This is a genomic window from Pelorhabdus sp. sgz311001, from assembly GCF_055901755.1.
The window spans coordinates 375,186-400,629 of record NZ_JBVXUT010000001.1; the positions used below are offsets into that span (position 1 = coordinate 375,186).

Genomic DNA, 25,444 nt, shown 5'->3' on the forward strand with positions numbered 1-25,444 from the left:
TACATGCTATGGTTTTAATATAACCTTGATGCAGTTATCAAGGCGGTGATCAAAGAGCTCATAGGCTTTTTTTCCTTCATTAAGAGGGAGGCGATGCGTAATAATATCAGTGGCGTCAAACTTGTTTTGTTCAATCAGTGCTAGAATTTCGTCCATATAAGATTGGGCTGGACACTGCCCCATTTTTAACGTAATGTTGCGGGAAAAGAAATCGCCAAAGGGAAAGTTATTATAGCGCATTCCGTAAACGCCGACGACTGATACAGTACCGCATTTTCTTACGGCCTGAGATGCCATCTCAATCGCTGATTTGGACCCGCCTTGCAGCATAAGTAAGGTTTCAAGCTCTTCAATAGGTGACATGACGCCATCCATGCCGACACAATCAATCACAACATCAGCGCCGCCATGGGTAATTTCTTTTATTGTTTCACCGGTATTGTCATAGTCATTAAAATCGATAGTTTCTACGTGATTGAATTTTTTAGCATGCTGTAGGCGGTAGTCAATATTATCAACAGCAATGATGCGATCTGCGCCCTTGTATTTCGCCCATTTTTGTGTAAGCAGTCCCACTGGTCCGCAGCCCAGAACGACAACCGTATCGCCTGGTTTTACGCCGCCATTAGCGACGCCCCAGTAGGACGTAGGTAGGATATCTGATAAAAATAAGACTTGTTCATCTGTTAAGCTTTCAGGAATGATTCTCGGGCCGACGTTTGCGTAGGGGACGCGCAAAAACTCTGCCTGGGCTCCGTCGTAGCCGCCCATGAGTTCGCTGTAACCGAGAAAACCGCCTACTTCGCCATGCTCATTGGAATTATCGCATTGGCTAAACTGACCATGGCTGCAATAAAAGCAATGGCCGCAGGCCACAGGAAAAGGGACGACCACACGGTCGCCTTTTTTTATTTTGGCAACGGCTTTTCCCGCTTCTTCGACGATACCCATCGCCTCGTGTCCGATAATAAACCCTTCCGGCATTTTGGGAATGCGACCACGAAACAGGTGTAAGTCAGAACCACAAATGGTGGTTGTAGTGATACGGACAATAATATCATCATCTTTTAGAATTTTTGGATCGGCGACTTTTGTGACGGCTACTTCACGTACTCCCTGATAAGTGATCGCTTTCATCTCTGGCGCTCCCTTTCGTGTTTTATTATCGGCTGGTACGCGGTGAGCCCCCGTAGCGAATGCCACTAAACTGCGCAATCTCAGGGGATACTGTTACAAGATCAGAACGATCTAAAGCGCTTAAGGAGCCTTTGCCTACCGCCTGTGCGGCCAGCTTCATTTCTTCGAGGCAGGAGGTCAGAAAATTGGTTAGAGCCGCCGCCGCTTGATCAATGTCAAGTTCATCAGCCTCTTTGCCGGTGTAGAGGGCCAGTTGTACTGGCGGTGTTTGCGGCATAACCTTGCTTACTTGACTATGCAGAGCAGCCATAAGGGCAATTGTACCGATATAAACGGCATCAGCTCCTAAGGCTAGAGCTTTCAAAAAATGTCCTGGCGTGGCAAGACCGCCTGCGGCGATTACGGAGATTTTTCCACGAAGGTTTTTTTGTGTGAGCCAGTCAACGGTGCGAACCAGACTATGAAATGTCGGGAGTCCTACATGGTCTTGCAGCGTTGGATTTGATGCAGCTGTACCGCCTTCCGATCCGTCAATGACAATATAATCAGCCTGCGTATGAGAAATCACTTCTAATTCATATTCAAGATAGTCAGAACCAGCAATTTTTACACCAATAGGAACATCATATTGCTGCTTCATTTCATTGATCATCGTAATGTAGTCACTCGTGGTAGTTTTACCGGGCATACGTCCGTGAATAGCCGTATCTTCTCCTTTGGCAAGCTGCCAAGTTAATCGCAGATGTTCGCCAATTTGATCGGCACGGATCGGTTCATCCACAGCGCCGCCCCATGCTCCTTGGCCAAGTTGAATTTCAATAGCGTCTAATTGACTAAGCTGCTCAGGTCCGCTTAAAAAATGGCCGCGATGGTATTGGCCGATCAATAAAGCGGCGCTGCGACGTTCCTCTGCCGTTACGGCTGATTCACCGGTATTCGTTGCTGTACCGGCAAGACTGGCGCCTTTGGCTAACGCCATTTTTATTGGCAATGCCAGGGAACCGCCATAGGACATACCGGTAATTAAGATGGGCAGGGCCAGGCGCAAAGGCTTTTTCGCTTGTGGCCCAATGATGGTTTCCGTAGTAACGGAGCTAGCTTCTTGCCAGGGGAGCTGAAAAAGCTGTTTGGGATTTAACAGTAGCTGATCCCAGGGAGATAAGACGACAGGGCTTCCCAAGGGGCGGGAAATGGCTTGGCCTGATTGGGATCGCAGTGCAGCCTCGACAATGGCGCGAGGCGATAGTTTTTCAGCGACTGTCACGAGTAGAAAAGGATTTTTAGCATATTCATCAGATAATATTTTTTTTGTAACCTCATCCATGGCGGGATCAAGTAATTTCATCAAGAGCCAATCCAGCATTCCTTTAGCCTCCTTAAGAGCGATGTATCAAGAGTTTGTAATGAAGTTAGTCCTTGCCTGTTTCCACATTTTTTATGCAGAACATCGAGGTAGTTCAAAAAAACTAATACCTGCCATAAAAGATTCTGAATGTACTTTAGCCTAATATTGCGGTAAGCTAAGACTATAGAAAAAAACACACTAAACAAATTTCAATACATTATTACCAATACAAGGGGGAAGTGTAACGTGAACAATGCTTATTTTCAAATTATGAGTCCTAAAAATGAACCGATTAAAGGTTATATGCCAGGATCACCTGAGAAGATTGCCTTGAAGGCGGAATTGAAGCGGCAAATGGAAAATCCTGTAGATCTTCCGATTATTATTGGCGGTAAAGAAATCCGTACAACGAAAAAGGGGAAAATGATCTGCCCGCATAATCATAAAATGGTTTTGGGCGAATATTCTATTGCCGGCCCTGAGGAACTAAAATTAGCAATTGAAGCTGCAGAAGCGGCAAAGGCCGAATGGGAAGCTATGCCGTGGGAACATCGGGCTTCGATTTTTCTAAAAGCAGCAGAGTTTTTGACTGGAAAGTATCGGGCGAAAATTGCTGCCTCTTGTATGTTGATCCAAAGTAAAAATGCTTTTCAAGCTGAAATTGATATTATTTGCGAATTAGCTGATTTTCTGCGGTTTAATCCTTATTATGTGCAGGAAATTTATAAACAGCAGCCAGCGAATACCGATGGAGTGTGGAACCGCGTAGAATATCGTCCGTTAGACGGTTTTGTAGCAGCCATTACGCCCTTTAACTTTACTTCGATTGGCGGCAACCTTTGTACTGCACCGGCCATGGTTGGCAATACGGTCTTATGGAAACCTTCTTCCACGGCAGTTCTTTCCAATTATTATTTTATGGAAATTCTTTTGGAAGCAGGCTTGCCTGCCGGCGTCATTAATTTTGTTCCTTGTAGCGGTGCTGATTTTTCGAAAGTCGTTATTGATCACTCTCATATGGCTGGTGTTCATTTTACGGGATCCACGGCTACTTTCAATCAGATTTGGCAGCACGTAGGGCAAAATCTTGACAAGTATATATCCTATCCTCGTTTGGTGGGAGAAACAGGCGGCAAAGACTTTATTTTTGCTCATGCATCAGCTGATGTAACGGCGCTTACCTGCGCTATGGTCATGGGATCTTTTGAATATCAGGGACAAAAATGTTCAGCAGCATCAAGGGCCTATGTTCCGGCAAGTCTTTGGGCACAGGTAGAGGTACAATTGAAAGAACGAATCGCTAAAATCAAAATGGGCGATGTAAGCGATTTTACAAACCTAGTTAATGCGGTAATTGATCAAAATTCTTTTGATAATATTAAAAGCTATATTGATTATGCTAAGGAGTCCAAAGACGCAGAAGTCATTATCGGCGGAACCTGTGATGACAGCGTGGGCTATTTCGTTGAACCTACAGTAATTTTAGCCAAATCGCCTCGTTTTAAAACAATGGTAGAAGAAATTTTCGGACCGGTTCTCACTGTCTATGTTTATGAGGATGCCCAATTCGAAGCCATGTTAAAAGAGTGCGATGAAGCGACTAAATATGGTTTAACAGGAGCTATCTTTGCTCAGGATAGAAACATAATTGTGAAAATGGCCAAGGCGCTTGGTCATGCAGCAGGAAACTTCTATATTAATGATAAACCAACTGGTGCGGTAGTCGGTCAGCAACCTTTTGGCGGCAGTCGTTGTTCTGGAACGAATGATAAAGCGGGTAGCGCAATCAATCTGTATCGTTGGATGAGCCAAAGAGCGATTAAAGAAACACTTCTTCCTCGTACTATCGTTGAATATCCTTACATGACAGAAGAATAAATTTATTTTGATTGTAAATGAAAAGAAGCCGTTACCCTCGGCGCAGCAAGCGTCTGGTGAGTAACGGCTTTTTTATGAAAAAACATGACAGGCTCCGCTTGGTTGTAGTATAGTGTGAATAAGATACTGCCCAAAGAGGAGTTGGTTATTTGTCGCTTTCAAAATATGAGATTTTTAGCGCTATTGCTGAAGTCGGCAGTTTAACCAAGGCTGCCGATAAACTTCATTTAACTCAGTCTGGCGTAAGCTACGCCATGTCTAGCTTGGAAGGAGAATTGGGGGTGGCTCTTTTAGAGCGAGGCCATGGCGGAATTCGCCTAACACCTAATGGCGAGCGGATTTTACAGCGCATTCGGCGTATTTTAAAGGAAGAAGAACTTTTAAAGCAAGAAATTGCTGCTATTAAAGGTCTTGATACAGGCGTTGTTCGTCTGGGAACTTTATCAAGCGTATCACAGCAATGGCTTCCGGGGATTTTAGCTAGTTTTAGTGAACAGTATCCCCATATTGAAGTAAAAACCTACTTAGGCTGTTATGATGAAATGGATACGTGGATTTCTAATGGGACAGTCGACTTTGGCTTTGTTTGTTTGCCTATGGCCAAATCTTTTGATACGATTCCTTTAAAAAAAGATAAACTCATGGTGATTTTACCGCCGAAGCATCCTTTACGCGAGGCTAAGAAAATTTCTTATGAGCAGATGCAGGATGAATGTTTTATTATGCCGCAGTGGGGCAGTGACGATAATATTCGGCGGATTTTGAAGGAACATAATTTGAATTTACAGATTAAATATGAACTAATGGAAGAACGAACGATTTTAGCCATGGTGCAAAGAGGGCTCGGAATTAGTATTTTGCCGGAACTTATTTTAGAACATGTGCCAGAGGGAGTACAACTTGTTGAGCTGGCCGAAGCCGATTATCGCCTCTTAGGCGTGGCGGCCCTATCCTTTAAGAATATTTCACCGGCAGCTCGCAAATTTCTTGATTGTACTCGCTTATGGCTGCGTGAAAATTATGAAGTGGATTTTTAAACAAATAAAACTGCGTGGCGAAAGCTAGGCAGTTTTTTTATAGATTTTTCCAAAAGTTAAGGATTTTGATTCTTTGTCGATATAATGAATAGAAAGATAAAGCGACGGTACTTTGATTGCGGGAGGATTTCTATGCGGAGCATCAGTTTAGACCAAATTGCGCCAGGGATGTATTTATCTCAGCCACTTCTGGCTGATGACGGGACTATATTGCTTCATGAAGGCATTGTTATGAAAGATCGCTATATAGAGTATTTAAAAAATCGCGGTTTTACCACTCTTTATGTGGGAGAGCCACAGACGAGCGTCATGGAAACTACAAACGATATGTTGTATGGCCTTAAGCAACAGCAGGCAGCCATTGGGGCTGCCTGTGATTTAGTAGATCAGTTTCAAGTAGGAAAAGATATTTCTTTGACAAAGATGAAGGGTTTTGTTACTAACTGGATTATTCAATTGGCGGACGATCCGCGTAGTATGATGAAATTGCTTGATATAGGACGTAAAGCCGGGTATATGTTTTCCCACGCAGTAAATACAGCTATTTTGTCGATTATGACAGGTTTGGCCCTAGGATATGAAGAAAAGCAGCTTAATGATTTAGGGTTAGCCGCTTTGCTTCATGATGTAGGAAAAATAAAATTTCCGCCAAAGGTGGCGGAGCAGTTTCCTGATCGGTTAACGCCAGGAGAGCAGGAAGAATACAAACGGCATCCCTTTTACTCTTTAGAGATCTTGCGGGAAAATCATACTGTGTCGGTAGATGTTTTAAACGGTTGCTTTCAACATCATGAGCGATGGAATGGCAGTGGTTACCCCATGGGTTTAAAAGGGGATTCTATTTCGCTGTATGGTCAGATTATTGGTATTGCCGATGTGTATGAACGGTTGATTGTAGGAATGCCGCATCGTCTGCCCACTCCTGTATATTATGCAGCCGCTATTTTGAACCGAGCGGCGGGAACCTATTTTAACCCACGTCTAACGGAGATTTTTGTTCAGAATGTAGTCGTTTATCCTATTGGCAAAAAAGTCTGGCTTAATACACAGCAAGAAGGTTTGATTCTTGGTGTTGATATTCATAATAAGACGACGCCGGTTGTTCGAATTCTGTCTCAAGCGGAGCCCGGCCAGTCGGAACGTGTTTTTTCGCTTGATTTAGCAAAAAATCCGGGACTGTTCATTGTGGATTTTGCAGAAGAATCGCCTTGCTACTCACAACTCTATGCTGAGCAGGCTTATAATTTACAAAGTAAAATTAATTAGATTGTTTCAAACAATTATATTATGGGAAAAAAATGTCACTTTATATTTTTTCGTGAAGGTGAAAAGAAATAAATGTCAAATAATAAAACTGAAATATAAACAAACAGGTCATTTATTAAAGAGCGGGAGTCTTTCTATATGAGAGAAATTATACAAGGCGCCAAAATTATGATTGTAGATGACACACCGTTTAATCTTACTATTTTAACAAAAATGCTCGAATCATTAGGCGCTTGCGCTATGACTTTTACGCGCGGTTGGGAAGCGTTGGCAAGTGCGGAAAAAACTCCTCCTGATTTGATACTGCTTGATATAACGATGCCGGAAATGGATGGATTTGAAGTATGCCGAAAAGTGAAAGAGAGTATTCGGCTTAAGGATATACCGGTTATTTTTATCAGTTCACTCACTGAAATTCGTGATAAAATGCAAGCCTTTGACGTAGGTGCTGTTGATTATATCACGAAGCCTTTTGATGTACGCGAAGTAGAACTTAGGGTTCGTACTCATCTGAAAATTGTTAGGTTGCAGCGACGGGTCGATATTTTTAATCAGCAACTGCAACAACTGGTGCAGGAACAGTATGGCCAAATCTTGAAAGAACAAAATAAGGTAACAGAAGCACAAACGGCAATGATTGTGGCTTTGGCTAAATTGTCAGAATGTCGTGATAACGATACGGGGGCGCATTTAGACAGGGTAAAATATTACTGTCAGATTTTGGCGAAGGACTTAGTAACAAAAAGTTTATTTAGTACTCAAATTGATGAGAAATTTATTAATGTAATTATGTATGCAGCGACGCTGCATGATATCGGGAAGGTTGGAATTCCCGATCGGATTTTGCTAAAACCAGGCAAATTAACAGTAGAAGAATTTGAGGTCATGAAAACTCATACGACACTTGGCGCAATTACAATTGCGCGGATCGTCGCTAAATATCCTGATAATAGTTTATTGACTATGGCTATGGATATTGCTCAGTCGCATCATGAAAATTGGGATGGGACAGGATATCCCTTTGGTTTAAAAGGAACCTTTATTCCTTTATGCGCTCGCATTATGGCTATTGCCGATGTTTACGATGCCTTGCGCTCGAAGCGGCCTTATAAAAATGGCTTTTCCCATGAAGATACTTGTGCGATCATTGTACATGACAAGGGGAAAAAATTCGACCCGGACCTTGTGGACGCGTTTGTAGAGATAAATGGCGCTTTTGCTGAAGTTTTTGAACAAAATAGTGAGCTAGGGCGAAGTGGCTTGTAATAGTCTAAGCAGGAGGGAAGTCCGTGAAAATTCTCATTGTCGATGATTCTGGTTTATCGCGGGCGCAATTACGCTCTTTTTTTGAAAAGGCCCAAAATGTCCAATTTGATGAAGCTGTAAATGGTATTGATGCTTTAGAAAAACAACGATCCTTTCAGCCAGACATTATTTTTCTTGATTACATTATTCCGGCGCCTGATGGGCTTGCTGTTTTAAAAATTATTTCTCAAATTGATGAGAAAGTTAAAATCTTTATGATTACTACTTTGGGCAATCAGCAATTTTTGCAAGACGAGTGTCAAAAATGGGGGGCTGCCGGGGTTATTACAAAACCTCTTAGCCAAGAAGCTGTTGTAAAGGCTATGACTAAATTATTTAAATCGCAGTCGTAGGATGTGGTAGAATGAAAAAGATTTCCGTCGAAGATCTGAAAGAAGGTATGATCTCTGATCAAACGATTTGCGATAAGCGAGGGATGGTTCTTGTCGCTAAAGGGCTTGTTTTAACTAAAACGATGATTCAGCGGTTGCGCAATTTTGATGTTGCTTTTATCGAAATTTGTGATGAAACTGACGAATTGCCTGAGGCCTGCTCGACTGATACAGTGATTGCCAAACAAACACTTGCTGATACAATCAATCTTACTTATCAGATTAATGAGTTAAGGGCGCTCACCGTTAAGAATAACATGGAGAAAATTGAAACAGTCATTTATTCTGTTTTAAAGCGATCTTTTATTCAAGAGTTTCTTGAAGTTTGCAGCAAGACAAGTATTCTTTATCAACATACTTTGCGTACGACAATTTTGGTCGTTCATTTAGGTCTGATTAAACAGTATGATACTTTGAATTTAGAATATATAGCTATGTGCGCTTTGTTGCATGACTGTGGAATGAATGATGAATTTCACGACGAAGATAAAGAACATCCTTTTTTAGGGTTCGTAAAATTGCGTGAAAATCCGCAAGTTGATATGGTTATTGCCCTTGCTTGTTTGCAACACCATGAATATTATAACGGTACCGGTTTTCCTTTTTCATTTAGTCGTACTCAAATTTCGGAGTTTTCAAGCTTGCTTAGTATCGTGGACTATTATGATCGTCTGATCATCAGTGAGGTTCATCCGCGCAAAGCGCTATTTGATACGATCGGTAAAAAGAAAATTTTATTTCCGCCTGATGCAGTTGAACTGCTGGCAGGCACGATTGATTGGACTCGGCTGTATCAACAAAGGCCTCTTGCGTAGACGATGCGAGAGGTTTTTGTTTTTTTATCGTTTTACACATTTTTACAAAGGAATTATCAGGAAAAACGAGAATTTTTTTAAAAAGTCTTCTGAGTAGAGACATGGTAAAATAAAGTCGGTTTTATTAGCCTATTTTATTGTGTGGAAGGGGGATATAAGCAGAGATTCTTGCGAAACAAAAAATAATGAGATAAGGGGTTTTCGTATGCAAGCGTTTGATTTTAAAAGCGATAAACTGACTGTGCCTGAACTGACAGTTCGCGGTATCGTACTAGGAATGCTGATTACTGTTATTTTTACAGCATCGAATGTGTACTTAGGACTAAAAGTCGGTCTAACTTTCTCCTCTTCCATTCCAGCTGCTGTTATTTCAATGGCTATTTTAAAAATGTTTAAAGATTCTAATGTGCTAGAAAATAATATGGTACAGACCCAAGCATCGGCTGCCGGAACGCTTTCTGCTGTTATTTTTATTGTTCCTGGTTTATTAATGCTTGGCTACTGGCAAGGCTTTGCTTTTTGGCAGACCCTGATGATTTGCGCCTGTGGCGGTTCTTTAGGTGTTTTATTTACGATTCCGTTGCGCCGGGCCATGATTGTTAACAGTGATCTGCCTTATCCCGAAGGCCTGGCAGCTGCTGAGATTCTTAAGGTCGGCAGTGGTCAATCGGTACAGGGAAAAGAAAATGGCATAAAAGACATTCTAGCTGGCGGGGTAGTTGCTAGTTTTGTCAGCCTGTGCGCAGATGGTTTTCAAATCCTTTCTTCAGCCATTCATTATTGGTTTTCTTTTGGCAAAGCGGTTTCGCAGTTGCCGCTTGGTTTTTCTTCCGCTTTGCTTGGTGCTGGTTATTTGATTGGTATAGCCAGTGGGATGGCTATATTAACAGGGACGATTTTGTCATGGGGCGTTTTTGTTCCTTATCTAACTTCAATTACTGCACCGGCCGATGGGCAAAGTATCGGTGCCTTTGCTTCTTCGATTTGGGCGCAAAAGGTACGACTTATTGGCGCTGGAACAATTGGTATTGCTGCTATTTGGACATTGCTTACTTTAACAAAACCGATTCTTGAAGGCATGAAAATCTCGCTTGCTGCTATGCGACAATCGGGTGAGAATCATACCTTGCATCGTATGGATACCGATTTATCGCCTAAAGCGACTGGCGCTGTTTTAGGCGTTGTTGTGTGCGGCTTGTTAGCTACTTTTTATTCTTTTATTTCTGATGCGCATCTTTCAGCAAGCGTTACGGGAGTATTTGTGATTGTTGGTGTTCTTGTTGCGATTTGCATGGGTTTCTTTGTCGCTGCCGCCTGTGGTTATATGGCTGGCTTGATTGGTACATCGGCTAGTCCTATTTCTGGCATTGGTATTTTAGGCATTATTACTTCATCCCTTGTTGTTTTATTGATTGGTTCGGCTGTAAGTTTGTTTGATACGGAACTTGGTAGTAAATTTGCGATTGCTTTGGCCATTTTCATGACCAGTGTAATTGTTAGCATTGCGGCTATTTCTAATGATAATATGCAGGATCTGAAAACTGGCTATCTTGTTGGCGCTACCCCTTGGAAACAGCAGGTTGCTTTACTGATCGGTTGTCTCGTTGGCTCTTTTGCCATTGCTCCGGTTTTAAATCTGCTGTACCAAGCTTATGGCTTTGTTGGCGCTATGCCGCGAAGCGGTATGGACGAAAGTCAGGTTTTATCAGCGCCTCAAGCTACCTTGATGACGACGATTGCCAAAGGTATCTTTAGTCATAATCTTGACTGGAGCTATATTTTATTTGGCATTGCCGTGGGAATTGTTATTATTTTGATTGATTTAATGCTGAAAAAAAATACTGCTAAATACACGTTGCCGCCTCTGGCTGTTGGCATGGGTATCTACTTGCCGCCTACGCTAGAAATGCCTTTAGTGATTGGGGCGGTCATGGGGTATGTCGTAAACCGCTATTTGCAAAAACGAGCTGTTCAGCGTAAGACTCAAGATGTAGACGCTTATGTGGAAAAAGCGAGTCGTCACGGTGTATTATTTGCTTCCGGGCTTATTGTTGGTGAAAGTCTGATGGGGGTTATTATTGCCATTGTGATTGTTTTTTCTGTTTCGAGCGGCGGTAGTGATGCTCCGTTAGCACTTGTAGGGAAAGCTTTTGGTCCAACGGCGGACTTCCTAGGACTTGGCGTGTTTATCGCGATGATTTGCTTATTTGTCTATCGCGTTTTAGCGATTAAAGAATAATTATATAAAAAAGAAGTGTTATACATAAATATAATACTGTAAACAATGAGAAGGAGGGCTTTTAGCCCTCCTTCTCATTGTTTTGCTAGATAAATTTGTTGTAATGCTTTATCTAATGTAGGGTATTTAAAAGTAAATCCTTGTGCTAAGGCGGCGCTGGGAACCGCCTGTTGACTACAAAGCAGAACTTCATCAGCCATTTCGCCAAAACAACAACGAGCCAGCCAAGCAGGAAATTGCGTCCAGCAATGTTTGTTAAGCGCTTCGCCGAGTGTTTCGCCGAACTCTTGCATAGTAACAGGTCGAGGCGCTGTGGCGTTATAAGGGCCATCTAATTTTCCCGATAAAGAGACTTCAATCAGAGCAATAAGATCATGAAGGTGAATCCAAGAGACATGGTTTTGGCCATTGCCAATGATGCCGCCTAAACCATAGGCGAAAGGCTGGGCGAGTCTTGTTAAGATGCCACCATTGGGGCCTAGCACCACGCCAAAGCGCAGTCTGACAATTTTTACTTTGGCATTGCGGGCTTTTTCCGCGGCGGCTTCCCAATCACGGCAGGTTTTGGCTAAAAACCCTGTACCGGAGGGGGATTGCTCGGTGAGCGGACCAAGCGGTGCTGTTCCATAGTAACCTACGGCTGAGGCGTTAATAAGCAAAGACGGTGTTTTTTGACCTGTGCTGAAGTTATATGAGATACTGTTGGCAATTTGGGCTGTTCTGCTTAGACGGCTGTCGCGAATTTTATCTTTGATAGCCTTAGTCCAGCGTAAATCTTTGCCGATGTTGTACCCTGCCAAATTGATTATGGCTTCAAATCTAGCAAGAGTGTCCGCGGGCAAGAGTTCCTGCGGATTTTTACTAACAATATAGGGAATGTTATAAGCGTTAGCTGGCTCTTGCTGCAAAAGGTGTGTCACTGCATGCCCTTTATGTAAAAGCTGTTTGGTGAGAGCTGTACCGATAAAACCTGTGCCACCTGTAAGTAAAATGTTCATAAAGCACCCTCCTTCAGTAAATTTACACAAAGCTTTTTTTATAAATTCTGCTTTCGATTAGAAACTCCTGTACATTTTTAGGATATTTTGTTAGAATATAGCTAATAAGCGAAGCTGTTACGAAGAAAGGGCGGGTAAATCATGATCAATGAAAAAGTACAAAATGCTTTTAACAAACAAATTCAAAAAGAATTTTATTCTGCTTACCTCTATCTAGCTATGTCTGCTTATTCTGAAGAAAAAAATCTAAAGGGATTTGCGCATTGGCTTAAAGTTCAGTATGAAGAAGAACGAGCTCATGCTCTGAAACTTATGGACTATTTGTCTGAACGTGGCGGGAAAGTCTTGTTAGAAGCGCTTGAGGCGCCTGAACATGACTTCGGTTCTCCTGTAGAAACTTTTGAAGCAGTTGTAAAACATGAACAATCTATTACAGAAAGCATCAATAAGCTTTATGAAGTCGCTTTAAAAGAAAAAGACTATGCGGCCCAGATCTTCTTGCAGTGGTATATTACGGAGCAAGTTGAAGAAGAAGCAAGTGCCACGGCTGTACTGGAACGCCTTAAAACTGTAGGCGACAAGGGGAGCGCGATCCTATATATTGATAAGGAATTAGGAAAACGAGCTGCTGAATAAATCATTGTTTTTTAGTAAAAGAGTGCATGAGACCATGCGCTCTTTTTTTGATTTTTTCTCTGACTGTAGACTGTGGTATACTTAAAAGAAAACTAAGGTTGTTGACATAGTTTTGTTTGAGATGGGAGGCAGTATCTTGATTATTGGAATTGGACTTGATATTGTTGAAATTGATCGAATTGCTGCTGCCATAGAAAAAAATTCTTTTGTAAAGCGAGTTTTTACTCCTGCTGAGCAAGCGTACTGTGAAAGTCTCAGGGCAGGCTGCGCGGCTTCTTTTGCAGCGAGATTTGCTGCCAAGGAAGCTTTCTTAAAGGCTTTGGGAACAGGACTAAGAGAAGGCAAATGGATTGATATGGAAGTCTTGCCTGATGAACTAGGAGCACCGCATCTTTCGCTTTCAGGTCGGTTTGCTGAGATGGCAGAAGAAAAAGGAATTTCTGAAATTTATATATCACTGACGCATGCGAAAAAATATGCGGCGGCACAGGTAATTTGCTGGGGAGGTAAAAAAATATGAAAATAGCCATGGCGGAAGAAATGCGGGAGATAGACCGCAAAACAATAGAAGAGTATGGAATTCCTGGCGTTGTCTTAATGGAAAATGCCGGAGCGGCTGTCGCTCGATATATGGAAAAAATCCTTGGTGATGTGACGGGAAAACGGATTACTATTTTAGCTGGTAAGGGAAATAATGGCGGCGATGGTTTTGTTGTCGCTCGTTACTTGGCAAACCGCGGCGCTAAAGTTAAGGTTTTTCTTTTTTCTGAACAAGGTGATGTAGCGGGTGATGCGGCAGTTCATCTTGACGTTTTGTTGCAAATGGGAATTGATATTTTAGAAATCTCTGCTGAGCGTGATTGGGACCGTTTAAAAGTTTCTCTGTCATTTTCCGATTGCCTTGTTGATGCGTTGCTAGGAACTGGTATGACAGGCGAGTTATATCCTGTATTTTCCCAAGCGATTGAAGCGATAAATAAGGCGGCAAAATTGACTTTTGCGATTGATTTACCTTCTGGCGTTCAAGCAAATGATGGACGGGTTATATCGACTGCAGTAAAAGCAGATCATACCATTACCCTAGGGCTAGCTAAACCTGGGCTGTTTCTTTATCCTGGGACAGAATACGCCGGCCAGGTTGTTATCGATGATATTGGGATTCCCGCCGCTTTGCTGTGCCAAGATCGGATTCGCCAAAATGTGCTGACCGCAACTGATATGGTGACAAAAATCCCTTTGCGATACGCAGAAAGTCATAAGGGAGACTGCGGTTGGACGCTAGTATTAGGCGGGTCTGAAGGATATACTGGCGCTGCAGCGCTGACTGCAGCTGGGGCGCTTCGTGCAGGAACAGGGCGAGTTACTTTAGGTGTAGCTGAATCAATCTATCCAATTCTTGCGGCAAAATTAACCGAAGCCATGGTAACACCCTTGCCTGGCGGGGCAGGGGCTATACTGACACCTGATTCGTTGCCAGAGATTGAACTATTAGCGGAAAAAGTCTCTGTTGTAGCAATCGGGCCAGGTTTGGGACGAACGGAAGAGACGCTGAATTTGGTGCGGGAATTAGTTCATAAGGTAGACAGACCCTTTGTTATTGATGCTGATGCTCTCTATGCAGTAACAGTCGATCAAAATTTGTTTCAGGAAAGTCCCGCTTTGTGTGTATTGACGCCTCACCCTGGTGAAATGGCGGCGATGACTGGGCTTTCCGTTAAAGAAATTCAAGAGAATCGTTTGACTGTAGCTAAAGAATATGCGGAAAAGTGGCAGAGTATTGTTGTGTTAAAGGGTGCTGCTACGATTATCGCTTTTCCTGACGGCGAACTTTATATTAATTCTACGGGCAATGCCGGTATGGCTACAGGTGGCATGGGTGACGTGCTCACTGGTATGATTGCCGCCTTTATTGCTCAAGGCTGTTCAAGTCATGAAGCAGCTTTGCTTGGTGTATATTTGCATGGTTTAGCTGGTGATTTAGTTGCAAAAAGTAACCCGATTGGCATGGCGGCAAGTGATGTAGCGGAAGTGATTCCTGCTGCGATTTATGGCCTGCTTTCTGAAAAATAACGGATGGTTTTTCAAAGGGCAATTTTGTCAGCTGGTTTATGATAGATAAAAGTTGACATTCGTCTATATGGTTCTATATACTGTTGATAGATGTAGGCGCCGCAAGAGTCAGCGGGGGTGAGAGAGTGGCCGAATTAAAACGGATTATGATTAGTCTTCCCAATAGTTTACTACAGGAAGTGGACGGAATTATTGCCATGGAAAAATTAAGCCGCAGTCAATTTGTTCGAGAGGCAATGCGGCTGTATATCGAGGATAAGAAACGCAAGGCTGTACGGGACATGATGAAAAAAGGGTATCAGGAAATGGCGGTCATTAATTTGGCATTAGCAGAAGAAGGTTTGCCTGCCGATTGTGAAGCTTCTGATTTGATGCCTACTTTACTGGCGGAGCGTGAATAAGCGGTGGTCGTAAAACGCGGAGACATTTATTTTGCCAATTTAAGTCCTGTAGTCGGTTCAGAACAGGGAGGACACCGTCCTGTTTTAGTGATTCAAAATGATGTGGGCAATAAATATAGTCCAACTGTAATTGTGGCGGCAATTACCTCACAAATTGCTAAGGCTAAATTGCCAACTCATATTGAAATTAGCGCGAAACTCTTTCAAATGGATAAAGACTCCGTTATTTTGCTGGAACAGCTTCGAACGATTGATAAACGGCGTCTTCGAGAAAAAGTGACTCATTTAAGCGAAGAGGTTATGGAAAAAGTCGATGAGGCGATTCGCGTTAGCCTTGGTCTTATGGAGTTATGAAATAAAGAACATAGTCATTAAAGCTGAATTCTATGATGGTTTCAGCTTTTTTTGTTTGCCTGCGACATAGGTCCTGCAGGATTTATTTTTTTTGCGGCGAAAATAAAACAAAGTATGTCGCAGAAACAGGAGGTGTGGTGAATGCGGCAAAAAATTGCCATCTTATTGTTTATGGCAATCTTATTGATTCCTCAGTTGGTTTTTGCTGGAGCAGGGACCACGTCTTTAACAAATATCCGTTGGGCCAATCATGTCGATGCAGCAACAGGTGCTCTATCATTTCGGATGGTTGTTGATGTCTCAGGCCCGGTACAGGCGGCGGGGACGATTGTATCGACGGCACAGCCGCGATTAGTTGTCGATATAAAAAATGCAGCGGCAGGCCGTGTAGGTCCTGTCAGTTTTGATGGGAAGATTGCTAGCAAAGTCAATGTGGTTTCTGGCGCTAATGCAGCAAAACTTGTCATTGATTTAGCAGATGTTATTACGGCAAGCAATTTCAAAGTGTTTACTCTTCCTTCCGACAGTAAGAATAATAAACCCTATCGTGTTGTCGTAGATATTAGTAAGCCAATAGCTAAAGCGAACTTTTCTTATTCTGCAGGACTTGCCCAGAAGACTATTGTTTTAGATCCTGGTCATGGTGGGAGTGATCCTGGCGCTATTGGTCCGGGGAAAAATCAGGAAAAAACGGTTACTTTGGCTGTGGCTGCGAAAGTAAAAGCCATGTTGGAACGAGCTGGCGCTAAAGTGATCTTAACGCGTGACACGGATGTGGACGTTTATGGACCAAATGCAAGCGGCGTAGAAGAACTAGGGGCAAGGGCCGATGTTGCAAACAGTCGCAAGGCCGATATCTTTTTAAGTATTCATGCAAACTCTTTTACCAATCCAGCTGTTAATGGAGCTGCTACATATTATTATGAGAAATCAGATTATGATGCGCTCCTAGCTCAATCGTTGCAGACTTCTTTTGTACAGGCCACAAATCTTCAGGACCGAGGCACGTATCAGGCCAATTTTTATGTTATAAAACATACAACGATGCCTGCTGCGCTGATAGAACTTGCTTTTATTTCTAATCCTGAAGAGGAAAAAGATTTGATAAATAGTCAATTTCAGCAGAAAATGGCAAACGGAATTGTCCAAGGACTTGATTCTTTCTTTCTACAGGCAGCAAGCAGAGGGGGGAATCGTTCATGAAGCGGTATTTGATTTTGGCGCTTTTTGTTATTTTTCCGATGTTGCTCTTAACAGGGTGCGACAATTCGCAAAGTGCAGCGACTACGGCGACGCCTGGAGCTAACGCTTCAACTGATGCTGCGAAAACACCTGTCCAACCAGTGGCGGCGGGGACTCCTATTGATTCGAAGCTGAGCTATGTCAAGTTTAATTTGTATTTTCCCAGCGATGATGGCGCCCATCTTGTGATGGAACCAAGAACTTTTCCGTTAAATGACCAACCAGCCCATATGGCAGTGGAAGCTCTTTTGACTGGGTCTAATCAGCCGCATACCGCAAAGGTGTTTCCGGCAGGGACAAAATTGCGGCAGCTTACCATCAAAGACGGCGTTGCTTATGTGGATTTTAATAAGGCCCTATTAAAGGGGAATGGTGGATCTGCCACGGAAATGCTTCTGGTTACTTCCTTGGTAAATACTCTTACTGAATTTTCTACAGTGGATAAAGTACAAATTTTAGTAGAAGGCAAAAAAATTGACACTCTTTACGGACATATGGATCTTTCCGTTCCACTAAGCAGGTCCGAGAGCATTGTTAAAAAATGAGCATAAAAAAACCAGCCATTGTGGCTGGTTTTTAGCTTTTCTGTTAATCAATATAGTGGCGAGGTACTCGCTTGCTTACAGCACAAGCTAGTTCGTAATGAATTGTCTGGGCAAGATCTGCTAATTCGCCTAACGTGATTTCTTCTTTGCCTTGTTGGCCGAATAATACGGCCTCATCGCCAGCCTGCACAGTAGGATCATTGCCTAAGTTGACCATGATTTGATCCATGCAAATATTGCCAATCAGTTGGCGGCGTTTTCCCCCAATGAGAATCGGCGCTTTGTTAGAAAGTAAGCGATGGTAGCCATCGGCGTAGCCGATTGGCAGTGTAGCCACATAAACATCTTCGTCTGCTGTAAAGGTCCGGCCATAACCGACCGTCGTTCCGGCAGGAATTTGTTTTACATAGGCAACTTTTGTTTTTAAGGACATAACTGGTTTTAAGTTTAGGTGTTGCTGCATTTCTTTCGAAGGTTCCAAGCCATATAAAATGATGCCAGGGCGAGCATGAGTGCAAATAGTACAGTCTAGGTCCATAATGCTGGCGCTATTGGCGAAGGAAATATAGGGTAGCTGGATGCGTTTGGCTTCCAAAGTCTGCAAGGCATTTTTGAAAGCGCCTATTTGCCTTCCCGCGTATTCTTTGTCAGCGCTATCGGCTGTAGCTAAATGGGTGAAACAGCCGCGTAGATTGGCATTCGGTAAGGATGCGGTATAGTCGACAAATTCTAAGAGGTCTTGCGGTAGAAAACCAATACGACTCATGCCTGTATCGACTTTTAGCATAATCCGCGCCTGTTGGCTTTTGGCACGGGCTGTTGTAGCAAGCAGGTCAATTTGTTCTTTCGTACAGGCGGCTACGGTTAAGTCGTATCTGATGATGTCTTTAGCCTCTTCAGGGAAAGTAAGTCCTAAGATCAGAATAGGAACTTTTATACCTGCTTCACGCAGCTCAATTCCTTCTTGGACGGTCGCAACAGCCAAAGACGTAGCGCCTTCAAACAAAGCCCGTTTGCTTACTGGGATTGCGCCGTGGCCGTAGGCGTCAGCTTTGACGACAGCTGTCATATCAATGGCAGCAGGGAGATGTTTACGAATTTGTCTAAGATTGTGAGAGAGATAACTTAGGTTTACTTGCGCAATGGTTGGTCTCATTTCAGGATTCCTTCTTTACCGTTTGTTAAGATCATGCTGATCCGACTTTGTATGAATTTGCTGTAACGGCTGAATTTTCCTGTTTTCCGTGTAACTTTTTTTCTAAAGGGTATACTGAAAAGGCAGGAAACATTTAGTCGAAGATGGAAATAAAGGAATTGTTCAGGTTGTTGACAGTGATTGAGGTGGAAAAATGAATGTAACAGATCTTGGTGAATTTGGGCTGATTGATATATTGAAACAAGATACGATTCATGATCCTGGCACCGTTGTTGTTGGGATTGGCGATGATGCGGCTGTGCTTTTGCCGACGCCTCATAGATTGCAACTGATGACGACAGATATGCTTGTAGAAAATGTTCATTTTGATATGAAAACAACCTTGCCGTTGCAACTGGGATATAAATCAATGGCTGTGAGTTTTAGTGATATTGCCGCTATGGGCGGCAAGCCGAATCATGCTGTCGTTTCTATTGCGCTTCCGCCTCAGACCGATGTAGAACTTTTAATTAATCTTTATGAAGGCATGAAGGAAATTTGTCGTGAGTATGGCGTCAATATTGTTGGCGGCGATACGGTAGCGTCAAAAGAAAAACTTGTTATTAGTGTAACAGTAACTGGTGAAGTAGATCCATCTTTTTTAGTGCGGCGTTCCGGCGCTCGTGTCGGTGATCTTGTTGTTGTAACAGGAACGCTCGGTAATTCGAGCATGGGCTTTACTTTGTTATCAGAAGGGCAGTGGGAAGAGATTTCTTTTGCTTGGCCACTGGTAACCGCCCATCTTACACCGCGACCGCAAGTTGAACTAGGACAGCTGTTAGCGAAAAATGGGGCTCACAGTATGAATGATATTAGTGATGGGCTCGCCAGTGAAGCAAATGAAATTGCAGCTGCCAGCAAAGTGGGCATGATTCTTGATGAGGCAAAGATTCCTTTATCAGATGAGTTAAAGCAGGCGGCTCGTCTGCTAGAATTGTCAGCAGTGGAATGCGCCCTCTATGGAGGGGAAGATTATCAGCTTGTCTTTACGATGAGCCAAGGTGATTTTGCTTTGCTCACAGAGCAGTATCCTGATTTAGCGCTCACTGCTGTTGGCGAGGTTGTTGCTGGAAAAGAAGTGTTTTTGCGGACGATAGCAGGTGATATGACTTTGCTGGAGCCGAAAGGATACAATCATTTCCGTTAGGAGGATACATGGTTTCAATTCAATGCAATTGTTTAGCCGATACAGAAGATCTCGCTACCTTTGTCGCTTCTTTACTAAAAGACGGTGATGTGCTTGCGCTGGAAGGCGATTTAGGGGCTGGTAAAACTTTTTTTGTCCAGCAAATCACGAAAGTGCTAGCGCCAGACAGCGAGGCGACAAGTCCGACCTTTACAGTGCTTCAAGTTTATGAAGGAACTGTAGAAATTCATCATTTTGATCTGTATCGCTTAGAATCAATAGAGGAACTAGAAGATATCGGTTTTTATGAATATACGACGTATGGCATTTCTTTGATCGAATGGCCTGATCAATTTCGTGAGGCTTTACCTAGCAATTATTTATGGATTACTATTGAAAAAGGCGCGGGCGAGGAAGAACGAATTTTTCAGTTTCAGCCGCAAGGAAAGCGCTATGAATTTTTGTGTGAGGAGCTGAAGCATTTTGCTAATCCTAGCTCTTGATACAGCAACTCTTGTTTCTTCTGTTGCTTTAGATACGGAAGAGAAATTGCTTGCTGAATTTACTTTGCAAACGACAAAAACCCACTCGGAGAAGCTTTTACCGACGATTGATGCGCTTTGCCGCTTTGCTGCGGTGGAGCCAGAACACATTGAGGCTATTGCTGTGAGTATCGGACCAGGCTCATTTACGGGCCTGCGTATTGGCTTGGCAACAGCAAAGGCCATGAGTTATGTTCGTTCACTACCGTTAATTGGCGTACCCACCTTGGCAGGACTTGCTTATAATCTGGCTGGTTCTACGCAAATTTTAGCGCCGGTCTTAGATGCGCAAAAAGGTAATGTTTACATGGCGCTTTATGAGTTTACTGCCGACGGTATTCAGGAACGAATGCCTGTGACGATTTTAAAAGCCGAGGCAGCTTATGAAAAATTGGTTTCCTTAGCAAGAAAAGTTACATTACTTGGTGAGTCAGCCCAAGTAGTACAGGCAACTGGTGACAATAATCCGCTGATTACTGTGGCTCCACCGCACTTACTTATGCCGCGAGCCGCCAGTATTGCTGCAGCCGCGCGACAGCTTTATCAGCAAGGCAAGGTCTTTGATGCGATGACGCTTGAGCCGATTTATATCCGCCGTTCTGAAGCCGAGGTTTTATGGGAAAAACGCCAGCAAAATCAAATGCCCATGTTGCAAACGAAGGAGCATCATGGACAAGCTTAACGTGCGTAGCATGACAGAACAGGATATTGATGGCGTGCTGGCGATTGAGGAAGTATCCTTTTCTGAGCCGTGGTCGCGAGTCGCTTTTGAAGCGGAAGTAGCGGAAAATGATCTGGCCTATTATTTGGTGGTGGAAAAAGACGGGGAAATTGCCGCTTATGCGGGAACTTGGTTGATTCTTGATGAAGCTCATGTAACGAATGTGGCTGTACTGCCAAAGTACCGTCAGCAAGGAATAGGAGCTGTGATTTTAAAAACTCTAATTGAAAGAGTCAAAGCCCAGGGAGCTGTGAGGATGACACTAGAAGTTCGTACGTCTAATACGGCAGCTCAAAACCTTTATAAAAACTTTGGCTTTGAAGCCAAGGGAATTCGTAAGAAATACTATAGCGATACAGGCGAAGATGCCATCATCATGTGGGTCGACCTATGAAAAAAAGCCACTTTCGTGGCTAAGGGTGATTGTGCTACAGCCTATGCGATAACAGGTCGGTTTGTGCTGACTTGTAGACGGGACGGCGCCTAACCGTCCTGCTTATTTTTATTTGGGGTATGTAATGGAGGATATTATAATATTATGGAGAAAGAAAAGAAATCCATTTTTGTGCTTGGATTGGAAACAAGTTGCGATGAGACATCGGCGTCAGTTATACAGGACGGACGGATCATTTTATCCAATGTGATTTCATCGCAGGTCCCAGTTCATCAAAAATTTGGCGGCGTTGTGCCGGAAATTGCTTCGCGCAAACATATTGAACAGGTTATTCCTGTTGTGGATCAGGCTCTTACAGAAGCAGGGCTTAAAATTACCGACATGGATGCTATTGGCGTGACCTATGGACCCGGTCTCGTCGGCGCTCTGTTAGTAGGAGTCGCAGCGGCGAAAGCTTTAGCTTTTGCGGCGAAAGTTCCTTTGGTGGGAGTTCATCATTTAGAGGGACATATTTTTGCTAATCTATTGGCCCATCGTGACTTAGAGCCACCTTTTTTAGCATTGGTTGTGTCAGGCGGCCATACTTCTCTGGTGAAAGTAACTGGCTATAATTCCTTTGAACTTTTGGGACAAACGCGTGATGATGCCGCAGGCGAGGCTTTTGATAAGATTGCCCGCGTCATGGGTCTGCCTTATCCTGGCGGTCCCCATATTGATGAATTGGCTAAATCCGGTAATCCCGTGGCTATTGCTTTTCCGCGGGCGCTTGTCCATGATTCCAACTATGACTTTAGTTTTAGCGGCTTAAAGTCGGCAGTACTGAATTATTTAAATGCTAAAAAGCAAAAACAGGAAAGTTACGATCAAGCCGACGTGGCTGCTAGTTTTCAAGCTGCTGTGGTCGATGTTCTCGTGGAAAAGACTGCGGCTGCCGTGAAAGAAACGGGAATTTCTAAAGTGGTCCTGGCGGGCGGGGTAGCGGCAAACTCTTCGTTACGTCTTCAGTTAACCAAGGCTCTTAATAAGCAAGGTGCTAAGGTTTTTTATCCACCCCTTATTTTATGTACGGATAATGCGGCAATGATTGGTTGTCGCGCCTACTATCAATTTCAGAGCGGTTTTACTTCGCCTCTTACTTTAAACGCTAGGCCAACGATGCGTTTAGGTCAGTCTTTGGGCTAAAGCGCCTTTCAAAATACTTTTTTTCTAAGCAAGGATTTTTCTCTTTCATGTGGAATAGTTAGTACTTTAATAAAGAAAAGTGTAATTCTGTAAGTCGTGGGGGGCGCCTATGGGAGTTATTAGTGACATTTGCCGAAAAACAACAAGTTTAAAATCGCAGCAAATCATGCATTTAGAAAACCAGGCGAAGTTGATGGGAATTGCGGCTGATTTGGCTCATGCTCAGATTACAATTTATGCAAAAACGCACTCTGACAAGTATCTTGTCATTATTGCGCAGGTGCGGCCCAACACGAGTTTTATCGAATATCGCCCCCATCTTCTAGGAACTACGGTGCGAGCTGATGAAGAGCCGCTTGTTTGGCGGACGCTCACGACAGGAAAAAATATTTCTGGTCAACGAGAATGGGAAATTGGCATGGAATCGCTGGAAATGAAAACTTATGCGATAAAAGATGAACAGGGTGAAGTTATTGCCGTGGCGAGCTTTGAAGCCAGCTTTGAAGAGGCGCAGGCCCGCATCGGTTCGCATAATATTCTTGTGGATACGGCCTTTTTGCTGTTTACGACAACAAGTCCAGCCCTGTCTGGCGGCGATATGTACCGACGCCTTAGTGCGCGTGATGGAATTGTGATTGTTGACGACTCCGGTCAGGTTATTTTTGCCAATGCCGTCGCCACAAGTATTTATAAAGTACTTGGCGTGAGTCATATTGTTGGTCGGCGAGTTACGGACCGCCGCACTCATATGAATTTAGTACAAAGTGCAATTGAGCAAAAGCGGGCCCAGGAACAAGAGCTTGAAACAGGCAATTTGATTTTTAATCAAAGGGCTTTGCCAGTAGTAAAGGCTGATATTGTATGCGGCGTACTATTTATTGTCAGCGATATTACAGAAATTAAGAAAAAAGAGAAAGAATTGCTCGTTAAATCAGCGGTGATTCAAGAAATTCATCATCGCGTTAAAAATAATCTGCAGACGATTGCCAGCTTATTGCGGTTACAGGCACGGCGGTCGCCATCGCCAGAAGTAAAGGCGTCGCTAAGAGAATGCATTAACAGGATTCTTAGTATTTCTGTCATTCATGAATTTTTGTCACAGCAAGATGTAGAAGTGATTAATGTGGCTGAAGTGGCAAAAAATATTATGGATGCAGTTATTCAGAATATGCTGGAACCTGATTTTAATATCCAAACGGTATTTAACGGCGAAACCGTGATTTTACCTTCTGACTATGCTAGCAGCTTGGCGCTGGCAATTAACGAACTGATTCAAAATTCGATCGAACATGGTTTTGTCGGCTGTAAGGAAGGCTTGATTGGTATTGATATTCGCGCTCTGCCTGACTGCTATCAAGTAGAAATCTATGATAACGGCATTGGGCTTCCGCCAAACTTTGATCCCCATAAATTGAAGAGCCTGGGCATTCAAATAGTTACAACCCTAATTGAATCCGATCTATCCGGGAAGTTTGAATTGAAGTCGCAAGGCGGAACAAGAGCTATTATTACAATACCCCGGATGACAGAGGGAGGATAAGAGAGATGGACGCATTAAGGATTGTAATCGCTGATAATGAATCAATCATCCGTATGGATTTGAAGGAACTACTGGAAGAAGCGGGGCACGAAGTAGTTGGCGAAGCCTCTGATGGTGCTAAAGCTGTCGATTTGGCACGGCGTCTAAAGCCTGATCTTGTTATCATGGATATTAAAATGCCGGAAATGGATGGAATTACGGCGGCGCGCATTTTATCTACTGATAAAGTAGCTCCCGTTTTGTTATTAACAGCATTTAGTCAGAAGGAGATTGTTGATAAAGCAAAGGATTCTGGCGTTTTGGCGTATCTTGTCAAGCCGGTCAAAGAAGCGAATCTGTTTCCTGCTATCGAAATTGCCTTGTCGCGCTTTAGAGAGTTCAGTGAACTGGAAAAAGAATTAGAAGATGTAAAAAATTCTTTGGAGATGCGGAAAATTTTGGATCGGGCCAAGGGAATTTTAATGGATGCCTATCATCTGAGTGAAAGTGAAGCATACCGCCGGATTCAGCAGTATAGCATGGCGAAGCGAAAATCGATTCGAGAAGTAGCAGAGGCTATTATTAATTCCGTTAAGAAAAAATAACAAAATGGACTTAAAGAACGAGGTCTTGCTGGTGGCGGGACCTCGTCTTGTTGCTGCACTAGAAAAAAAGTAAAAAAAATCTTCTTTTTTTGTGGAAAACGCTTGATTTTTTGCCCAAAATTATATATCATAATTTATGGAATTAGCACTCTATCTTAGTGAGTGCTAACAATAATAAAAACGAACACTTTTAAAGGGAGGTTATTTTTTCATGATTAAGCCATTAGGTGACAGAGTTGTTATTAAAGCCTTAGAAGCCGAACAAAAAACAAAGAGCGGAATCGTTCTTCCTGATACGGTGAAGGAAAAACCTCAAGAAGGTGAAATCGTTGCCGTAGGAACAGGTAAACTTTTGGAAAATGGTACAAGAGTTGCTTTGGAAGTGAAAGTTGGCGACAAAATCATTTTCTCGAAATATGCTGGCACAGAAGTAAAGATCAACGATCAGGAATATATCATTCTCAGCGAAAGAGATATTTTGGCTGTTGCCGAATAATCTA

General features: G+C 43.1%; 26 protein-coding genes. 22 read left to right on the forward strand and 4 right to left on the reverse strand.

Annotation, left to right across the window (positions count from 1 at the left end; genetic code table 11):
* Positions 1 to 6: 6 nt before the first annotated feature.
* Positions 7 to 1,137, reverse strand: a complete 1,131-nt coding sequence (locus AC0MXB_RS01935; protein ID WP_474037845.1) for a zinc-dependent alcohol dehydrogenase — start codon at positions 1,135 to 1,137, stop codon at positions 7 to 9.
* Between the two features lie 25 nt (positions 1,138 to 1,162).
* Entirely contained in the window at positions 1,163 to 2,500 is a 1,338-nt protein-coding gene (locus tag AC0MXB_RS01940; protein WP_474037846.1) for an FMN-binding glutamate synthase family protein, read from the reverse strand.
* Positions 2,501 to 2,728: 228 nt separating this feature from the next.
* Here AC0MXB_RS01940 and pruA point away from each other — a divergent pair, with 228 nt between their 5' ends.
* The 7 genes from pruA to AC0MXB_RS01975 all read left to right on the forward strand — a co-directional run bounded on the left by pruA (position 2,729) and on the right by AC0MXB_RS01975 (position 11,414).
* Positions 2,729 to 4,360, forward strand: a complete 1,632-nt coding sequence (gene pruA / locus AC0MXB_RS01945; RefSeq protein WP_474037847.1) for an L-glutamate gamma-semialdehyde dehydrogenase — start codon at positions 2,729 to 2,731, stop codon at positions 4,358 to 4,360.
* Between the two features lie 149 nt (positions 4,361 to 4,509).
* Complete coding sequence (locus tag AC0MXB_RS01950; protein ID WP_474037849.1) at positions 4,510 to 5,397, forward strand: LysR family transcriptional regulator; 888 nt, start codon at positions 4,510 to 4,512, stop codon at positions 5,395 to 5,397.
* Between the two features lie 132 nt (positions 5,398 to 5,529).
* Positions 5,530 to 6,663, forward strand: a complete 1,134-nt coding sequence (locus tag AC0MXB_RS01955) for an HD-GYP domain-containing protein (protein ID WP_474037850.1) — start codon at positions 5,530 to 5,532, stop codon at positions 6,661 to 6,663.
* Positions 6,664 to 6,801: 138 nt separating this feature from the next.
* Entirely contained in the window at positions 6,802 to 7,929 is a 1,128-nt protein-coding gene (locus AC0MXB_RS01960) for an HD domain-containing phosphohydrolase (RefSeq protein WP_474037851.1), read from the forward strand.
* Positions 7,930 to 7,952: 23 nt separating this feature from the next.
* Positions 7,953 to 8,321, forward strand: coding sequence for a response regulator (locus tag AC0MXB_RS01965; protein WP_474037852.1), 369 nt, complete (start codon positions 7,953 to 7,955; stop codon positions 8,319 to 8,321).
* 11 nt (positions 8,322 to 8,332) lie between these two features.
* Positions 8,333 to 9,175: an HD-GYP domain-containing protein gene (locus AC0MXB_RS01970; protein WP_474037853.1), complete on the forward strand. Its 843-nt coding sequence runs from the start codon at positions 8,333 to 8,335 to the stop codon at positions 9,173 to 9,175.
* A gap of 205 nt (positions 9,176 to 9,380) precedes the next feature.
* Entirely contained in the window at positions 9,381 to 11,414 is a 2,034-nt protein-coding gene (locus AC0MXB_RS01975; RefSeq protein ID WP_474037855.1) for an OPT family oligopeptide transporter, read from the forward strand.
* Positions 11,415 to 11,488: 74 nt separating this feature from the next.
* Here AC0MXB_RS01975 and AC0MXB_RS01980 read toward each other — a convergent pair whose 3' ends face one another.
* The gene (locus AC0MXB_RS01980) at positions 11,489 to 12,412 is read right to left on the reverse strand and encodes a TIGR01777 family oxidoreductase (protein WP_474037856.1); all 924 of its coding nucleotides are present in this window, start codon (positions 12,410 to 12,412) and stop codon (positions 11,489 to 11,491) included.
* A gap of 141 nt (positions 12,413 to 12,553) precedes the next feature.
* Between AC0MXB_RS01980 and AC0MXB_RS01985 the strand changes: the two genes are divergently transcribed.
* The 7 genes from AC0MXB_RS01985 (at position 12,554) to AC0MXB_RS02015 (ending at position 17,660) form a co-directional block, all read left to right on the forward strand.
* Entirely contained in the window at positions 12,554 to 13,048 is a 495-nt protein-coding gene (locus AC0MXB_RS01985) for a ferritin (RefSeq protein WP_474037857.1), read from the forward strand.
* A 136-nt stretch (positions 13,049 to 13,184) separates the two neighbouring features.
* Complete coding sequence (locus tag AC0MXB_RS01990; RefSeq protein WP_474037859.1) at positions 13,185 to 13,568, forward strand: holo-ACP synthase; 384 nt, start codon at positions 13,185 to 13,187, stop codon at positions 13,566 to 13,568.
* A complete protein-coding gene (locus tag AC0MXB_RS01995; protein ID WP_474037861.1) occupies positions 13,565 to 15,118 on the forward strand; it encodes an NAD(P)H-hydrate dehydratase in 1,554 nt (517 codons plus the stop codon). The genes AC0MXB_RS01990 and AC0MXB_RS01995 overlap by 4 nt, the downstream gene beginning before the upstream one ends.
* 125 nt (positions 15,119 to 15,243) lie before the next feature.
* The gene (locus AC0MXB_RS02000) at positions 15,244 to 15,519 is read left to right on the forward strand and encodes a CopG family ribbon-helix-helix protein (protein ID WP_474037862.1); all 276 of its coding nucleotides are present in this window, start codon (positions 15,244 to 15,246) and stop codon (positions 15,517 to 15,519) included.
* Between the two features lie 3 nt (positions 15,520 to 15,522).
* Positions 15,523 to 15,873 carry a type II toxin-antitoxin system PemK/MazF family toxin gene (locus AC0MXB_RS02005; protein WP_474037864.1) on the forward strand — a complete coding sequence of 117 codons (351 nt, stop codon included), beginning with the start codon at positions 15,523 to 15,525 and terminating at the stop codon, positions 15,871 to 15,873.
* A gap of 141 nt (positions 15,874 to 16,014) precedes the next feature.
* The gene (locus tag AC0MXB_RS02010) at positions 16,015 to 17,076 is read left to right on the forward strand and encodes an N-acetylmuramoyl-L-alanine amidase family protein (protein ID WP_474037866.1); all 1,062 of its coding nucleotides are present in this window, start codon (positions 16,015 to 16,017) and stop codon (positions 17,074 to 17,076) included.
* On the forward strand, positions 17,073 to 17,660 hold the full coding sequence (locus AC0MXB_RS02015) for a GerMN domain-containing protein (RefSeq protein ID WP_474037868.1): 588 nt from the start codon (positions 17,073 to 17,075) through the stop codon (positions 17,658 to 17,660). The genes AC0MXB_RS02010 and AC0MXB_RS02015 overlap by 4 nt, the downstream gene beginning before the upstream one ends.
* Before the next feature lie 43 nt (positions 17,661 to 17,703).
* Here the strand turns inward: AC0MXB_RS02015 and alr are convergent, their stop codons facing one another.
* Entirely contained in the window at positions 17,704 to 18,816 is a 1,113-nt protein-coding gene (alr, locus tag AC0MXB_RS02020; RefSeq protein ID WP_474037869.1) for an alanine racemase, read from the reverse strand.
* Positions 18,817 to 19,009: 193 nt separating this feature from the next.
* Here alr and thiL point away from each other — a divergent pair, with 193 nt between their 5' ends.
* The 8 genes from thiL to groES all read left to right on the forward strand — a co-directional run bounded on the left by thiL (position 19,010) and on the right by groES (position 25,440).
* Positions 19,010 to 20,002: a thiamine-phosphate kinase gene (thiL, locus tag AC0MXB_RS02025; protein ID WP_474037871.1), complete on the forward strand. Its 993-nt coding sequence runs from the start codon at positions 19,010 to 19,012 to the stop codon at positions 20,000 to 20,002.
* A gap of 8 nt (positions 20,003 to 20,010) precedes the next feature.
* Positions 20,011 to 20,484: a tRNA (adenosine(37)-N6)-threonylcarbamoyltransferase complex ATPase subunit type 1 TsaE gene (gene tsaE / locus AC0MXB_RS02030; protein ID WP_474037872.1), complete on the forward strand. Its 474-nt coding sequence runs from the start codon at positions 20,011 to 20,013 to the stop codon at positions 20,482 to 20,484.
* Positions 20,465 to 21,205 (forward strand): tRNA (adenosine(37)-N6)-threonylcarbamoyltransferase complex dimerization subunit type 1 TsaB, encoded by a 741-nt coding sequence (gene tsaB / locus AC0MXB_RS02035; RefSeq protein ID WP_474037874.1) that lies wholly within the window; start codon positions 20,465 to 20,467, stop codon positions 21,203 to 21,205. Before tsaE ends, tsaB begins: the two co-directional genes overlap by 20 nt.
* A complete protein-coding gene (rimI, locus tag AC0MXB_RS02040) occupies positions 21,192 to 21,638 on the forward strand; it encodes a ribosomal protein S18-alanine N-acetyltransferase (protein WP_474037876.1) in 447 nt (148 codons plus the stop codon). Before tsaB ends, rimI begins: the two co-directional genes overlap by 14 nt.
* A gap of 144 nt (positions 21,639 to 21,782) precedes the next feature.
* Entirely contained in the window at positions 21,783 to 22,820 is a 1,038-nt protein-coding gene (gene tsaD, locus AC0MXB_RS02045; protein ID WP_474037878.1) for a tRNA (adenosine(37)-N6)-threonylcarbamoyltransferase complex transferase subunit TsaD, read from the forward strand.
* A 109-nt stretch (positions 22,821 to 22,929) separates the two neighbouring features.
* Positions 22,930 to 24,360, forward strand: coding sequence for a sensor histidine kinase (locus AC0MXB_RS02050; protein ID WP_474037879.1), 1,431 nt, complete (start codon positions 22,930 to 22,932; stop codon positions 24,358 to 24,360).
* A 5-nt stretch (positions 24,361 to 24,365) separates the two neighbouring features.
* On the forward strand, positions 24,366 to 24,944 hold the full coding sequence (locus tag AC0MXB_RS02055; RefSeq protein WP_474037880.1) for an ANTAR domain-containing response regulator: 579 nt from the start codon (positions 24,366 to 24,368) through the stop codon (positions 24,942 to 24,944).
* Positions 24,945 to 25,155: 211 nt separating this feature from the next.
* Positions 25,156 to 25,440 (forward strand): co-chaperone GroES, encoded by a 285-nt coding sequence (gene groES, locus AC0MXB_RS02060; protein WP_474037882.1) that lies wholly within the window; start codon positions 25,156 to 25,158, stop codon positions 25,438 to 25,440.
* The last annotated feature ends 4 nt before the right edge of the window (positions 25,441 to 25,444 follow it).

What these genes read in the sequence shown, in the direction of transcription:
- AC0MXB_RS01935 (WP_474037845.1), bottom strand. Translation starts at nt 1,137, where the DNA reads ATGAAAGCGATCACTTATCAGGGAGTACGTGAAGTAGCCGTCACAAAA.
- AC0MXB_RS01940 (WP_474037846.1), bottom strand. Translation starts at nt 2,500, where the DNA reads ATGCTGGATTGGCTCTTGATGAAATTACTTGATCCCGCCATGGATGAG.
- AC0MXB_RS01955 (WP_474037850.1), top strand. Translation starts at nt 5,530, where the DNA reads ATGCGGAGCATCAGTTTAGACCAAATTGCGCCAGGGATGTATTTATCT.
- AC0MXB_RS01960 (WP_474037851.1), top strand. Translation starts at nt 6,802, where the DNA reads ATGAGAGAAATTATACAAGGCGCCAAAATTATGATTGTAGATGACACA.
- AC0MXB_RS01970 (WP_474037853.1), top strand. Translation starts at nt 8,333, where the DNA reads ATGAAAAAGATTTCCGTCGAAGATCTGAAAGAAGGTATGATCTCTGAT.
- AC0MXB_RS01975 (WP_474037855.1), top strand. Translation starts at nt 9,381, where the DNA reads ATGCAAGCGTTTGATTTTAAAAGCGATAAACTGACTGTGCCTGAACTG.
- AC0MXB_RS01980 (WP_474037856.1), bottom strand. Translation starts at nt 12,412, where the DNA reads ATGAACATTTTACTTACAGGTGGCACAGGTTTTATCGGTACAGCTCTC.
- AC0MXB_RS01985 (WP_474037857.1), top strand. Translation starts at nt 12,554, where the DNA reads ATGATCAATGAAAAAGTACAAAATGCTTTTAACAAACAAATTCAAAAA.
- AC0MXB_RS01995 (WP_474037861.1), top strand. Translation starts at nt 13,565, where the DNA reads ATGAAAATAGCCATGGCGGAAGAAATGCGGGAGATAGACCGCAAAACA.
- AC0MXB_RS02010 (WP_474037866.1), top strand. Translation starts at nt 16,015, where the DNA reads ATGCGGCAAAAAATTGCCATCTTATTGTTTATGGCAATCTTATTGATT.
- AC0MXB_RS02015 (WP_474037868.1), top strand. Translation starts at nt 17,073, where the DNA reads ATGAAGCGGTATTTGATTTTGGCGCTTTTTGTTATTTTTCCGATGTTG.
- alr (WP_474037869.1), bottom strand. Translation starts at nt 18,816, where the DNA reads ATGAGACCAACCATTGCGCAAGTAAACCTAAGTTATCTCTCTCACAAT.
- thiL (WP_474037871.1), top strand. Translation starts at nt 19,010, where the DNA reads ATGAATGTAACAGATCTTGGTGAATTTGGGCTGATTGATATATTGAAA.
- tsaE (WP_474037872.1), top strand. Translation starts at nt 20,011, where the DNA reads ATGGTTTCAATTCAATGCAATTGTTTAGCCGATACAGAAGATCTCGCT.
- rimI (WP_474037876.1), top strand. Translation starts at nt 21,192, where the DNA reads ATGGACAAGCTTAACGTGCGTAGCATGACAGAACAGGATATTGATGGC.
- tsaD (WP_474037878.1), top strand. Translation starts at nt 21,783, where the DNA reads ATGGAGAAAGAAAAGAAATCCATTTTTGTGCTTGGATTGGAAACAAGT.
- AC0MXB_RS02050 (WP_474037879.1), top strand. Translation starts at nt 22,930, where the DNA reads ATGGGAGTTATTAGTGACATTTGCCGAAAAACAACAAGTTTAAAATCG.
- AC0MXB_RS02055 (WP_474037880.1), top strand. Translation starts at nt 24,366, where the DNA reads ATGGACGCATTAAGGATTGTAATCGCTGATAATGAATCAATCATCCGT.
- groES (WP_474037882.1), top strand. Translation starts at nt 25,156, where the DNA reads ATGATTAAGCCATTAGGTGACAGAGTTGTTATTAAAGCCTTAGAAGCC.